Here is a 12618-nt window from a genome sequence, read left to right on the forward strand (position 1 = left end):
CTGCCCCGCTCATGGCACCACCGTCGTGAACAGATAGACCGCGAAGATCATCAGGTGCACCGCTCCCTGTAGCACCGTCGTCCTCCCGTTGCCGAGCGAGATCGTCGCGACGAAGAGCGAGAGCGCCAGCAGCACGAGGCTCTTCGAACCGATCCCGAGCGCGAGCGGCAGATCGAGCACCAGGCTGACGATCGCGACCGCCGGGATCGTCAGCCCGATCGTCGCCAGCGCCGAGCCGAGCGCGAGATTGAGGCTGGTCTGGATCCGATTGCGCCGCGCCGCGCGGACCGCGGCGAGGCTCTCCGGCGCGAGCACCAGCGCCGCGATCACCACGCCGACCACGGCGAGCGGCAGCCCCGCGTCGAGCACCGCGCGCTCGATCGTGGCGGACAGCGCTTTGGCGAGCAGCACCACCGCGACCAGTGCGACGAGCAGCAGCCCGAAGGCGATCCAGGTCGTGCGCGCGTCGGGCACCGCACCGTGATGCTCGTCACCCTCGGCGCCGAGGAAGTAATCGCGATGCCGCAGCGTCTGCACCATCACGAACACGCCGTAGAGGAACAGGCTGACCAACGCGACCAGGATCAGCTGCGAGGTCGAATAGCTCGGCCCCGCGGTGGTGGAGGTGTAGTTCGGGAGGACCAGTGTCAGGATCGCTAGGGCAGCGAGCGTGCACAGCGCCGCGCTCGCGCCGCGCAGCGAGAAGCGCTGCTCGCCGTGGATCACGCCACCCACCATCAGGCACAGGCCGATGATGCCGTTGAGGATGATCATGATCGCGGCGAAGACCGTGTCGCGCGCCAGCGCCGATGCGTCGCCCGCGTCGGACAGCATCAGCGAGACGATCAGCGACACCTCAATCACGGTCACCGCGATCGCGAGCACCAGTGTCCCGAACGGCTCGCCCACGCGATGCGCCACCACCTCGGCGTGGTGAACCGCGGCGAGCACCGCGCCGAACAGGACCAGCGCGGCCGCCACCGTGCCGACGGTGCCGAACGTGGCCAGGCCGACGAGCACCGCGGCCACGCCGGCAAGCGGAAAACCGACCGCCCACCAGGGCATCAGCGTCGGGGACGGCGGCAATGAGGCGTCGATCGTCGTCTGCATGCCAGGGCAATGCGCGAGCGGTCCCGTGCGATCCGCCGAACGTCATCAGCAAAGAAGAAGGGCGCCGCGGTGATGCCGCGACGCCCTGGTGCGGGGCTCCCCCGCGCTTGTCTCAGGATCGACCAGTCCGCCCGTAAGAAACCTGCGGAGACTACGACGCGGGGGATCCCGCGCCTCGTCCGGGACGGCGGTCTATCAGGGCAGACCTGCCGATCTCACCCCTTCTCCTACGCGCGCGGCCGAGAGACGATCAGGCGACCTCGCCGGCTTTCTTCTTCTCGGCGTAGACGCGCACCGGCTCCTTGCGACCCTCGACCACGTCACGGTCGATCATCACCTCGTCGACCGAGTCCATACCCGGAAGGTCGAACATCGTGTCGAGCAGGATCGCCTCCAGGATCGAGCGCAGCCCGCGCGCGCCGGTCTTGCGCTCGATCGCCTTTTTGGCGACCGTGGTGAGCGCGTCGTCGGTGAAGCCGAGCTTGACGTCCTCCATCTCGAACAGCTTCTGATATTGTTTCACCAGCGCGTTCTTCGGCTCGGCGAGGATCTTCACCAAAGCCGGCACGTCGAGGTCCTCGAGCGTCGCGATCACCGGCAGGCGGCCGACGAACTCGGGGATGAGGCCGAACTTGAGCAGATCCTCCGGCTCCGTCTGGCGCAGCACCTCGCCGGTGCGCTTCTCCTCGGGCGAGGCGACATAGGCGCCGAAGCCGATCGACTTGCCCTGGAGACGGTCCCCGATGATCTTCTCGAGCCCCGAGAAAGCGCCGCCGCAGATGAACAGGATGTTCGTCGTGTCGACCTGGAGGAACTCCTGCTGCGGGTGCTTGCGGCCGCCCTGCGGCGGGACGCTCGCGGTGGTACCCTCCATCAGCTTGAGCAGCGCCTGCTGCACGCCCTCGCCCGACACGTCGCGCGTGATCGACGGGTTCTCGGCTTTGCGGCTGATCTTGTCGATCTCGTCGATGTAGACGATGCCGCGCTGCGCGCGCTCGACATTATAGTCGGACGCCTGGAGCAGCTTGAGGATGATGTTCTCGACGTCCTCGCCGACGTAGCCCGCCTCGGTGAGCGTCGTCGCGTCCGCCATGGTGAAGGGCACGTCCAGGATACGGGCGAGCGTCTGCGCCAGCAGCGTCTTGCCGCACCCGGTCGGGCCGACAAGCAGGATGTTGCTCTTGGCAAGCTCCACGTCGGCACCCTTCGCGCCGTGGTTGAGCCGCTTGTAGTGATTATGCACCGCCACCGAGAGCACGCGCTTGGCCTGCTTCTGCCCGATGACATAGTCGTCGAGCACGTCGCAGATCTCCTGCGGCGACGGCACGCCGCCGTCCTTCTTCGCGACCAGCGCCGACTTCGTCTCCTCGCGGATGATGTCGTTGCACAGCTCGACGCACTCGTCGCAGATGAACACGGTGGGGCCGGCGATCAGCTTGCGCACCTCGTGCTGCGACTTGCCGCAGAACGAGCAATAGAGCGTGCTCTTGCTATCGCCGCCACTGAGTTTCGTCATTCAGATCATCCTTCGTCGCAGGCATGGCGCCTGCCCTGGGCGCGGCGCAGGCTACCGCACTGCACCTTAAGCAACAACGTACAAAGCCGCGTAAATTAGGGCCGTGGTCGGCGCGGTCACGCGGTGTCGCCGAACCGCAATATCTATCCTCGACCCCGCGGCTTCAAGGGCGTAGCGGCGCGGCGTTGACCCGGAGCGCCGAGCCCGCCGCGCGACGCCGGCGCGGCGCGACGGGCCGCGCCGGTCAACCCGATCACGCCGCGGCGCTGACGTCCTCGCTCGGCACCGGGCGCTTGTCGAACACCTCGTCGATCAGGCCGAACTCCTTGGCTTCCTCGGCGCTCATGAACTTGTCGCGATCCATCGCGCGCTCGATCTCCTCGAGCGGCTTGCCGGTGTACTTGGCGTACAGCGTGTTGAGGAAGTGGCGCATACGGAGGATCTCGCGCGCCTGGATCTCGATGTCGGCCGCCATGCCCTGCGCCCCGCCCGAGGGCTGGTGGATCATGATGCGGCTGTTCGTGGTGGCGACGCGCATGCCCGGCTCTCCGCTGGCGAGGAGGAAGGAGCCCATCGACGCCGCCTGCCCGATGCACAGCGTACCGACGCGCGGGCGGATGTATTGCATCGTATCGTGGATCGCCATGCCCGCCGTGACGACGCCGCCCGGCGAGTTGATGTACATGAAGATGTCCTTCTTCGGATTCTCCGATTCGAGGAAGAGCAGCTGAGCGCAGATCAGCGACGCCATGCCGTCCTCGACCCCGCCGGTGACGAACACGATCCGCTCGCGCAGCAGCCGCGAGAAGATGTCGAACGAGCGCTCGCCGCGGTTCGACTGCTCGATGACGATCGGGACGAGCCCGGCCTGGGTCTGCTGCATGCCGACGCCGGCGCGCGCCAAAGCGCCTGCGAAATCGCCGGTCTCGAACGGATTGTGCATGGAATGACTCTCTTATGCCCTCAAGGCGGCCAACATCGGCGCTCGCTCCAGCTTGTTCAAGCCCCGTCGCCGGGGGCCCGCCCGGGTGCGGCATGCGCGAGGTAGGCGAGCCGCCGCACCTCGCGCCGGCCGCGCACCACCGTGTCGAGGATCAGCCCGGCGAAGCCGCACAGCGCCGCCAGGATCATCAGACCGGTCACCAGCACCGCGGTGGGCAGCCGCGGCACCAGCCCGGTGTGCGCGTAGGTCACCGCCAGCGGTAGCGCGAGCACCACCGCGAGCAGCGCGAGCAGCACCCCCGCCCCGCCGAAGAACCACAGAGGGCGCTCGATCCGGTACAAGGTCGCGATCGTGCGCAGGATGCGCCAGCCGTCGCCGTAGGTGCTGAGCTTCGACACCGAGCCCGCGGGGCGCGCGGAATAGCGAGTCTCCACCTCGCCCAGCGGCATCTTGAGCTCGAGCGCATGGACGCTGATCTCGGTCTCGATCTCGAAGCCGACCGACAGCACCGGGAAGCTCTTGACGAAACGGCGCGAGAAGACGCGGTAGCCGCTGAGGATGTCGCTGAAGCTGCGCCCGAACAGCCGCGTCAGCATGCCGGTGAGCAGGCTGTTGCCGAGCCGGTGGCCGCGGCGATAGGCGGCGGCCGCGTCGCCCACCCGGGTGCCAACGACCATGTCGAGCTGCTCGTCGAGCAACCGGTCCACCATCGCCGGCGCCGAGGCGGCGTCATAGGTCGCATCGCCATCGGCCATGACGTAGACGTCGGCGTCGATGTCGGCGAACATGCGGCGTACCACCGCACCCTTGCCTTGGATCCGCTCAGTCCGGACCACCGCGCCCGCGGCGCGCGCGACCGCGACAGTGCCGTCGCGGCTGTTGTTGTCATAGACGTAGATGACCGCGTCGGGCAGCGCCTGGCGGAAGCCGGCGATCGTGTCCGCGATCGCGGCTTCCTCATTGTAGCACGGCAGCAGCACCGCCACCCGCGCCGCCGCCCGCGCCCCGTCCGCCCTCACCCCGCTCCGCATCCGCCGTCCTGCCGCCCCTGATCCGCACACCCTACCGCCATCCTAGGCGATGATCCCGGTCGAAACGTGAAAGAGCCGGACTGCGTCGCGGCAGCCCGGCTCTTGCTCTTACGCGACGACGTCGTCGGCCGCTTACTCGGCCTTCTTGGCGCGCGTGCGCTTGGGTGCCGGCGCGTCGGCGGCCTCGGCGCCCGCCGCCGCCGCGGCGGCCGCCGGGTCAGACTCGAGCACCTGAGTCTCCTCGCTCACGGGCGCCGCCTTCTTGGCACGCGGCTTCTTCGCGGCCACCTCGGGCGTGACCGGCTCGGCCGCTGCCTCGCCGGTGGAGGCGTCGGACGAGGCCGCCTCCTCGACCTTGGCCGCCTTCTTCGCGGCGGGCTTCTTCGCCGGCTTCTCGGCCGCGGGCGCCTCGCCCTCGGTGGCGCCACCCTCGCCGTCGCTCGCCGCGGGCTTCTTCTTGCCGCGCGTCTGCTTGGGCTTGTGATGGTCGTGGTCGTGATGGTGCGTGCCGGTCGCGAAGCCGTCCTCGCTCTCGATCGCCGCCTCCAGCTCCTCGCGCGTCGTCTCGCGCTCGGTCACCTCGGCCTTGTCGAACAGGAAGTCGACGACCTTGTCCTCGTAGAGCGGCGCGCGCAGCTGTGCTGCCGCCATCGGCTCCTGCTGGATGTACTGGACGAAGCGCTGCTGCTCCTCGCCGCGATACTGCTGCGCGGCCTGGGCGATCAGCCGGTTCATCTCCTGCTGCGTCACCTCGACGCCGTTGGCCTGGCCAATCTCGCTCAGCAGCAGCCCGAGGCGGACGCGGCGCTCGGCGATCTTGCGGTAATCGTCGCGCTCGGCCTCCATCTCGGCCAGCGCCGCCTGGGGATCGGGCTCGTGCGTCGCCTCGTGCTGGAGCTGCTGCCAGATCTGGTTGAACTCGGCCTCCACCATCGACGGCGGCACCTCGAAGTCATGCCCCTCGGCGAGCTGGTCGAGCAGCTTGCGCTTCATGTAGGTGCGCGTGAGCTGGTTGTGCTCCTGCTCGATCTGGCCGCGCAGCAGCCCGCGCAGCTGGTCGAGGCTCTCCAGCCCGAGCTGCTTGGCGAGTTCCTCGTCGATCACGCTCTCGGCGGCGGTCTTCACCGCCTTGATGGTGAGGTCGAAGGTCGCCTGCTGGCCGGCCAGTTCCTTGGCGCCGTACTCCTCAGGGAAGGTCACGGTGATCTGGCGCTCGTCGCCCGCCTTGACGCCGACGACCTGGTCCTCGAAGCCCGGGATGAGCTGGCCGGCGCCGAGCTCGACCGCCATGTCGGTACCGGTGCCGCCCTCGAAGGCGACGCCGTCGAGCGTCTTGCCGACGAAGTCCATCGTCACCTGGTCACCGGTCTCGGCCGCCTTGTCCCCGGCATCCTCCCAGCGCTTCTGCATGTCGGCGAAGCGCTTGAGCTGGACGTCGATCGCCGCATCGTCGACCGGCACGGTCAGGCGCTCCAGCTTCAGACCCTCGATCGCGGGGGCCGGCACCTGCGGCAGCACCTCCAGCTCGACCTTGAGCTCGGCGTCCTTGCCCGCCTCATAGCCCTCGGTCAGCTCGACCGACGGCTGCATCGCGGGGCGCAGCTGCTTCTCGCTGATCAGCGCCTGGATGCCCTCCTGGATCGAGGTGTTCAGCGCGTCCTGGTGCAACGCCGGGCCGTGCATCTTGCGCACGAGGTTGGCGGGCACCTTGCCGGGGCGGAAGCCCGGCATGCGGATCTGCGGCGCGACGCGCTTCAGCTCGGCGTCGACCCGGCCCGCGATCGCACTGGCGGGGATGGTCACGGTGTAGGCGCGCTTCAGGCCCTCGTTCAACGTCTCGACAGTCTGCATAGGCCGCTTTCGTCTGGAATAGGATGAGTGATGGCCACCCCGCGTCAAGCGCGGGGACTGGTGCGGGCGAAGGGACTCGAACCCCCACATCTTGCGATACCAGAACCTAAATCTGGCGCGTCTACCAGTTCCGCCACGCCCGCAAGGGAGCACCCTCGGAGCGAGGGGCTCTATCAGGTCAGGCGGCTCGGGAAAAGTGCCCATATGCCCCACCCGTGGGGGACGGTGGGGGGAGCTGGAAACCCGCGGAAAACTGCGGATTTTGGCCGGCCGAGGGAGCGTAGTTCCCCACCTTCACCAGCGCATCCTCAAGATTTTGGGGCTTCACATGTGCGTACCGAAGGGTCGTTTCGATCACTTTGTGGCCCATCCATTCCTTGATGACAAAGACGTTGATGTCGGCGTCGACCATGCGCGTCGCGCACGTATGGCGGCAGGCGTGAAAGACGAAGTTCTCGTCCTCCGCAAGCCCCATGTGCTCCCTCGCCCGCTCCCACCAGGTACGCAGGCCGCGGCGCGTCGGCATTGTCCCCGATTGCAGAAGATCGAGCAGAAGGTCCCTCGTGTGGTCCGACATGGGAACGGTGCGCGGCGTGTCGGTCTTGGTCTTCCAGAGGTGGAGGCGGTTGCCGTTGATCTGGCCCGGCTCGACCGTGAGCAGCTCGTCGCGGCGGCACCCGGTGGCGATGGCGACCTGGATGAGCTTCCAGACGGCGTGGGCCTGCTGGGCCTTGGGGTGATCCCGGCCGGTCAGGAACGCGCCCAGGGCCTGCTCCTCCTCGACGGTGATCCAGCGGATACGGCCGACGCTCTCCTCGCGCCACGAGAACTCAATCTCCGAGACGGGCGCGACTCGGTACTTCCGCTTCTGCGCCCAGGTCAGGAAAGTCTTGAGGTGCGACAGGTAGCGGTTCACGGTCCCGTCCGCCTTCCCGAGGGCCTTGAGCTTCTTGATGAGCCCGTCGACCGTGTGGGTGTCGATGTCGTCCAGGCGCAGGTTGCGGCCGAGGAGCGTCTCCATGATCGCCATGTGCTGCCAGCACCCCGACTCGCTGTCCATGCCGGCCCAGAGCATCCCCTTAGCCAGCGGGATGACCGAGGAGAGCGTGTGGACCTCCGGGGCACCTACGGCCGCTCCAGGGCCTGGGAGGGCCTCTCCGGCCGCCCAGGAGGCCAGCACGGCCTTCTCGTCCTGCTGCGCCTGCGCCAGGCTGTCCCAGCGCTTGCGATAGCGCTCCTTGCCGCGCTGTAGCTCGACCCGGAACCGCCCGGTGAGCTTGCCGTCTTTCTTGTCGGGATAGATTGCCACGGGATCAGGCCTCCTTGTGCCGACCCCGGTAGGCGCTGCCCCCGGTGATCTGTCTGTGATTGCGGTCGATCATTCTACTCCAGAGCATCCTCAATCTGGTTCTTGAGGAGCTTCCCCTTATTGGTGAGGACATACTGCACGTTCCGCAGGCTCGTCGGGTCCTGGATGCGCGAAAGGAGCCCGTAGCCCTCCTCGCCGTTCCTGAGCGTCGACGAGAGGTCCAGAAGGTGGCGACTCATCGTTCCCTTCGAGGCCCCTGCTTTGTCCGCCAGCGCCTGCACCCCAATCCCCTCGTTGAGGCAGACCAGGACGAAGGTGTGGAAGAGCTGGACCGGGGTGGCTCCGCTCGTGGCCTGCCGCCACGCGGTGAGCGCCCGATCCATTTTCTTCAGGCCGAGAGATGCGTTAGCTTCGCGTGCCATGTGCTGCCCCTACTGCAAATTGCGACGGTCTGCAACGGTGAACTGTCAGTCGCTGCGGAACGTCAGTGATGATGTCCGGTTCCATTCCACCGACCGTCTGTAGCGACAAGGGGAACGAAAAAAGACCCCGCCAGGAAAGGCGGGGCATTTTGGGACAGGTGGTTAGAAAAGTAGGGACCAGACGTGATCGCCGACTGCGCCGAGGATCGCGACGAAGCCCGCGAAGATGCTGGCGACGGTAGCCGCCCGGACCTGGAAGGCCGAGAGGAGCTGGCGCTGGGTGGCCGAGTCGGCCTCCAGTTTGTCGAGGCGCCGGTCGATGAGCGAGTGCGCCTCGTTGTGCCCGTCGAGCTTGGTCTCGATGCGAGTCATGCGATCCCGGAGGTCCAGGATCAGGGAGGTGTGTTCTTCCATGGGTATTTCAGAAGGAGATGATGGAGCGGCGACTGTGGCCCGGAGGCTCGCCCAGCGCCTCGAAGAGGCCGTCGAGCAGCTTCTCAGCGACTCGGGCCCAGCGGCGCCCCTCCAGGGACTTACGGCCCACGACGGAGCTGATGGTCTCCTGAGGGCGCGGGAGGGCCGCTAAGCCCGCCAGGTACAGCGGGCCCGCGAAGGTGACGTGGAGGAGCTGGTCGAACGCGATGAGCCACGCACGGCCCCAGAGGAGCGCTCGGGGCCTCACGGGGCCGGCCAGGCCACCGCTGCGGCGGACACGATGGCCCCCACAGTCTCACCGCTAGCGGACTTGCGCTTGGCGGCCATGCGGAGGCCTTCGATCGCGGCACCCACCGGGACCCAGGCGTCTGCCTGCGCGACGACCTCGGCCGCCAGAGCGTCGACCGTGATGTCACACGCGGCGGCCTCGGCGGCCAGGAAGGGCGTGGGGGCCTTCGGGTCCTTCAGGTAGGCCCGAGCCTCTGCCTCCTTGCGGAGGTACGTCATGCCCTGCCCTGCGCCGGGCGTGAGGAACCGGAGGCGCACCTGTTCGGCCTCCTCGTCGATCCTGGCCGCTGCGGCGACCTTGAGGGCCGTGAGGTCCAGCTCGGGACTGGAGATGACCGCCTGAGGGACCGCGACGATGGCGGCGCCCTCCGGGAGCGGTATGGCCGCCAAGGTGCCCGGCTGGGCCCCTCCTCGCCACAGCTCGCGGCCGGTGACGGTGTCGTAGACGATGTAGTGTTCCATTGGGTTCTCAGCGCTTGAACGCCGTGGCGGTCATGATTTTGTAGGAGCTGGTCCAGCTTGCCCCCGATTGGTCGGCGTAGAGCTGGAGCGTGTAGGTGTGCGTGCCGGGACCCGGCTGGTCGACGACACTGGTTGCGAGCATCCCGCCGAAGGTGACGCCGAACTGGCCGAAGGCAGTCGGGCGGATCGTGAGCGGGCCGTAGATGACCACGCCGTCCCGGAGGATGCGGAAGTACAGGTAGGACGTGGTCGGCGAAGAGCCTCCGAAGTCCGCACTGACGTTGACGAGGTAGGTGTCGGTCGCGGACGAGGTCACCGTGGTCGAGACGAGGTCCCGCACCGTCAATCCGCTCCCGGCAGGCGAAGTCTGTTCGGTGCCGTTGACCGCGTAGGCTGTCGAGGTGACCTGGTTGGCCCCGATCGTGCGGGTCGTCAGCGTGCCGTCGAGGAGGAGGTCCCCCGTGACCCGCATGTTGGTGTCCACAAGGAACTCGCCGGCCGAACCGTCCTTCTTGCGGAGGCCGATGGCGACCCGCCCTTCCGGGGTGGTGCCGGTGACGCCCCAGTAGACCTCCTGGCGGCCGTCGAGGGTCGAGACGGCCTGGGAGACGGTCTGCAAGGACGCCTTGGCACCGTTGGCCGTGGTCTCGACGGTGTCGATGCGGGACGCGAGAGCCCCATCCTGGTTCGCTCGGGCGGTAGCCTCCTCGGCGACCTTGGCCGAGACCCGCTGGTCGACGTCACCGCCCCCGTCGAAACGTGCCTCAACCGTCGAGAGCCGCTGGGACAGAACGCCATCGGCCTGAGCCCGAACGGTCTCCTCCGTGGCGACGCGGCCGGTGAGGGCCCCAAGGCTCACTCGGGCCTTCTTATTGGCGACTTCCTCGGCGGTGGCCTGCCGGACGCCCGCCAGGTTCCAGCGCAGCCGCTTGGCCGGCACGTTGGGGAGGAAGGACTCCCAAGCCGTCATCGGGTGGAAACGCAGGGAAGCGAGGTCGTTGACGCTGAAGTCGACTAGGAGGGCGAAACGGTAGCGGCGCCCTGCTAGTCCTGCGCCCGGAGCCGTATCGGTGGCGTCTGGCTGGAGCGCGAAGTCCCACGAAGCGGTGACGATCGCGACGCCACTCGTGTTGTATCCGGCGAGGTAGCAGCCCGATCCGTTGAGCTGTCCTTCGACAAGGCTCACGTCGACCTCTACCACGAACCAGCCCGGCCCGATCATCATGCCGAGGTCCACTCCGCCTCCGGCATCGCCAAAGGACAGCCCGCTCACCGCATGGAAGAGGTTGCCCTGGCCGCCAGGCCAGGAGGTCTCCATCGCATACCGACCGATGACCCCGTCTCGTCGGACAACGGCGCCTCCCGTCTGCGTAGCGAGGCCCCACCCGTTCGGGATTTCTCCGCGACTGTCGGGCCAGTCTGCGAAGTAGGCCGCACGGTTGAGGTAGGTCGGCGAGCCGCCCACAGAAGCCTCGACGGCCGCTGTCCGGGTCGCGAGGGACCCGAGGGCCGTAGCGGAGGCGCTGGTGGCCTCCTGGACCCCTGCGGCGACCTTCTGGTCCGTCTCGCCCCTCAGGGTGGCGGCAAGGTTCTGGCGGGCCGTTGCTTCAGCACTCACGGCGTCGGAGCGGGCCTGCGCCTCACTCGACACGGCCGCCGAGGTCTCGCCCCGGAGCTTGGTCTCAAGGTTCTGGCGGGCGGTCGCTTCGGCCGAGATGGCGTCGGCGCGGACCCGAGCCTCCTCCTGGATCGCGGCGCGGGCGACAGGGTCCTCCCCGCTCCCACCGGACCCTGAGGAGGCCTCAAGGGCCTGGACGCGGCTGGCGACTGCGGAGACGGCATCGGCGCGGGCCTGGGCCTCCTCGGAGACCTTCGCGGTGACCTTGGTGTCGACCTCACCGGCCGTGGTATAGTCGGCCTCGATCGCGCCCAGGCGGGACGCAATGGCCCCGTACTCGTCGGCACGGGCCTTCTGCTCGACCTGGATGGCCGCGGAGACCTTGGTGGTCGTCTCGGACCGCAGGGTCGCCGCAAGCTCCTGTCGGGTGGTGGCCTCGGCGAGGATCGCGTTGGCCCGTGCGGTGGCCTCTTCGGAGACGCGGGCATCGAGCGCGAAGTCGACGTCGGTCCGCTTGGCGTACGAGGCCTCGACGGACTGGAGGCGGCCGGCGAGAGCCTCCTCCCCATCGGTACGTGCGGTGACCTCGTCGATCACGTTGGACTTGAGGAGCGCGACGTCGTCGGAGAGGCGCTTGAGGTCCGCGGGGCTTGCGCCTCCCGTGGCGTCCTTGCCGGGCTCTCCTCGTTCGCCGCGAGGGCCGGGCTCGCCCTGGTCGCCTTTGTCGCCCTTCTCGCCTCGGGGGCCGCGGAGGTCGACGTTGCCCTTCCCGTAGAAGGAGGGGAGCTGGTTCATGGTGTTTCCTAGATGACCCCGAACACCTGCCCATCGGCTCGCATGTAGAGGGTGCCGAGAGGCAGGCCGGCGGCCTTAGCCGCGGCGTTGGTGGTGTAGGTCGGGAGGGGGATCAGCGGGCCGGGAGGGCCCTGGATGCCGTCCTTGCCGGGCTCCCCGCGGGGGCCTCGGAGGCGCTCCTGGTCGCCGTCGCCGTAGAAGGAGGTCTGGGCGAGAGACATCAATAATCGCCTCGGTCGGTGGGGAGTGGGATGTTGATGCGGCCGGACCACTTCTCGTCGAGGTCCTGGCCGGAGATGTCGGCGACGTAGCCGTCCGCGCGGGCCTGAAAGCGCCGGGCGTACTCATCCTCCATCTGGAAGTGGTCGGCGGCGAGGACCGCGGCCGTGTAGACGACGGCGTTGAGCGCCGAGCGTGTCCACACGTTCTCGTCGTCATCCGCGGCGAGCGGCGGCGACTGGGTGTAGTAGTGGAAGTAGACGTTCGTGTTCGGGGCCGGCGTGGGCTTCAGGAGCCAGCGGTCGCCGATCTTCACGAAGTGGGTGGGGACGCCCGCGGTCTCGCGCATCGCAAGGAACTGGGCGATGTCCACCTGGACCAGCTCGGTCGTGTCGGTGAACAGGTTGATCCCCTCCAGGAAGCCGGTGGGGACGATGATGGCGTTGCGCTCGCCGTCCCACTCGCCCTGGGTGAGCATGGTCTCCATGCAGCCGATGCGGAGCTTGCGCTCCATGTCGGCGATGGCGTCCGTGATGAAGTCTCCGGCGAGAGCGTCGGTGAGGTCGCGCCGGTTGATGATCGACTGGAGGCGTCGCTTGCACTTGCCGAAGCTCATGGG

Annotated in this window: 12 protein-coding genes and 1 tRNA gene; all 13 read right to left on the minus strand. The window is 68.1% G+C overall.

The window, feature by feature from the left end; all coding sequences use genetic code 11:
- Positions 1 to 9: 9 nt before the first annotated feature.
- The 13 genes from FHY05_RS07935 to FHY05_RS07995 all read right to left on the minus strand — a co-directional run bounded on the left by FHY05_RS07935 (position 10) and on the right by FHY05_RS07995 (position 12615).
- Positions 10 to 1110, minus strand: a complete 1101-nt coding sequence (locus FHY05_RS07935; protein WP_260181397.1) for a calcium:proton antiporter — start codon at positions 1108 to 1110, stop codon at positions 10 to 12.
- A 250-nt stretch (positions 1111 to 1360) separates the two neighbouring features.
- Positions 1361 to 2626: an ATP-dependent Clp protease ATP-binding subunit ClpX gene (clpX, locus tag FHY05_RS07940; RefSeq protein ID WP_183943829.1), complete on the minus strand. Its 1266-nt coding sequence runs from the start codon at positions 2624 to 2626 to the stop codon at positions 1361 to 1363.
- A 253-nt stretch (positions 2627 to 2879) separates the two neighbouring features.
- Positions 2880 to 3569, minus strand: coding sequence for an ATP-dependent Clp protease proteolytic subunit (locus tag FHY05_RS07945; RefSeq protein WP_183943830.1), 690 nt, complete (start codon positions 3567 to 3569; stop codon positions 2880 to 2882).
- Between the two features lie 56 nt (positions 3570 to 3625).
- The gene (locus FHY05_RS07950) at positions 3626 to 4588 is read right to left on the minus strand and encodes a glycosyltransferase family 2 protein (RefSeq protein WP_311732407.1); all 963 of its coding nucleotides are present in this window, start codon (positions 4586 to 4588) and stop codon (positions 3626 to 3628) included.
- Positions 4589 to 4732: 144 nt separating this feature from the next.
- Complete coding sequence (tig, locus tag FHY05_RS07955; RefSeq protein WP_183943832.1) at positions 4733 to 6451, minus strand: trigger factor; 1719 nt, start codon at positions 6449 to 6451, stop codon at positions 4733 to 4735.
- Positions 6452 to 6509: 58 nt separating this feature from the next.
- Positions 6510 to 6594: transfer RNA gene (locus FHY05_RS07960), tRNA-Leu, on the minus strand.
- Between the two features lie 35 nt (positions 6595 to 6629).
- A complete protein-coding gene (locus FHY05_RS07965; protein WP_183943833.1) occupies positions 6630 to 7760 on the minus strand; it encodes a site-specific integrase in 1131 nt (376 codons plus the stop codon).
- Between the two features lie 74 nt (positions 7761 to 7834).
- The gene (locus FHY05_RS07970) at positions 7835 to 8182 is read right to left on the minus strand and encodes a hypothetical protein (protein WP_183943834.1); all 348 of its coding nucleotides are present in this window, start codon (positions 8180 to 8182) and stop codon (positions 7835 to 7837) included.
- Positions 8183 to 8344: 162 nt separating this feature from the next.
- Positions 8345 to 8554, minus strand: coding sequence for a hypothetical protein (locus FHY05_RS07975; protein WP_183943835.1), 210 nt, complete (start codon positions 8552 to 8554; stop codon positions 8345 to 8347).
- Positions 8555 to 8860: 306 nt separating this feature from the next.
- Positions 8861 to 9367 carry a hypothetical protein gene (locus tag FHY05_RS07980; RefSeq protein WP_183943836.1) on the minus strand — a complete coding sequence of 169 codons (507 nt, stop codon included), beginning with the start codon at positions 9365 to 9367 and terminating at the stop codon, positions 8861 to 8863.
- 7 nt (positions 9368 to 9374) lie between these two features.
- The gene (locus FHY05_RS07985) at positions 9375 to 11780 is read right to left on the minus strand and encodes a hypothetical protein (RefSeq protein WP_183943837.1); all 2406 of its coding nucleotides are present in this window, start codon (positions 11778 to 11780) and stop codon (positions 9375 to 9377) included.
- Between the two features lie 8 nt (positions 11781 to 11788).
- Positions 11789 to 12001, minus strand: coding sequence for a hypothetical protein (locus tag FHY05_RS07990; RefSeq protein ID WP_183943838.1), 213 nt, complete (start codon positions 11999 to 12001; stop codon positions 11789 to 11791).
- Positions 12001 to 12615, minus strand: a complete 615-nt coding sequence (locus FHY05_RS07995) for a hypothetical protein (RefSeq protein WP_183943839.1) — start codon at positions 12613 to 12615, stop codon at positions 12001 to 12003. Before FHY05_RS07995 ends, FHY05_RS07990 begins: the two co-directional genes overlap by 1 nt.
- Positions 12616 to 12618 lie beyond the last annotated feature (3 nt).

The sequence above is a fragment of the Sphingomonas sp. BK580 genome (assembly GCF_014194975.1).
Taxonomy (GTDB): Bacteria; Pseudomonadota; Alphaproteobacteria; order Sphingomonadales; family Sphingomonadaceae; genus Sphingomonas.

Coding starts and splice junctions, on each gene's coding strand:
- FHY05_RS07975 (WP_183943835.1), bottom strand. CDS start 8,554: ATGACTCGCATCGAGACCAAGCTCGACGGGCACAACGAGGCGCACTCG.
- FHY05_RS07970 (WP_183943834.1), bottom strand. CDS start 8,182: ATGGCACGCGAAGCTAACGCATCTCTCGGCCTGAAGAAAATGGATCGG.
- FHY05_RS07985 (WP_183943837.1), bottom strand. CDS start 11,780: ATGAACCAGCTCCCCTCCTTCTACGGGAAGGGCAACGTCGACCTCCGC.
- tig (WP_183943832.1), bottom strand. CDS start 6,451: ATGCAGACTGTCGAGACGTTGAACGAGGGCCTGAAGCGCGCCTACACC.
- FHY05_RS07945 (WP_183943830.1), bottom strand. CDS start 3,569: ATGCACAATCCGTTCGAGACCGGCGATTTCGCAGGCGCTTTGGCGCGC.
- FHY05_RS07990 (WP_183943838.1), bottom strand. CDS start 12,001: ATGTCTCTCGCCCAGACCTCCTTCTACGGCGACGGCGACCAGGAGCGC.
- clpX (WP_183943829.1), bottom strand. CDS start 2,626: ATGACGAAACTCAGTGGCGGCGATAGCAAGAGCACGCTCTATTGCTCG.
- FHY05_RS07980 (WP_183943836.1), bottom strand. CDS start 9,367: ATGGAACACTACATCGTCTACGACACCGTCACCGGCCGCGAGCTGTGG.
- FHY05_RS07935 (WP_260181397.1), bottom strand. CDS start 1,110: ATGCAGACGACGATCGACGCCTCATTGCCGCCGTCCCCGACGCTGATG.
- FHY05_RS07995 (WP_183943839.1), bottom strand. CDS start 12,615: ATGAGCTTCGGCAAGTGCAAGCGACGCCTCCAGTCGATCATCAACCGG.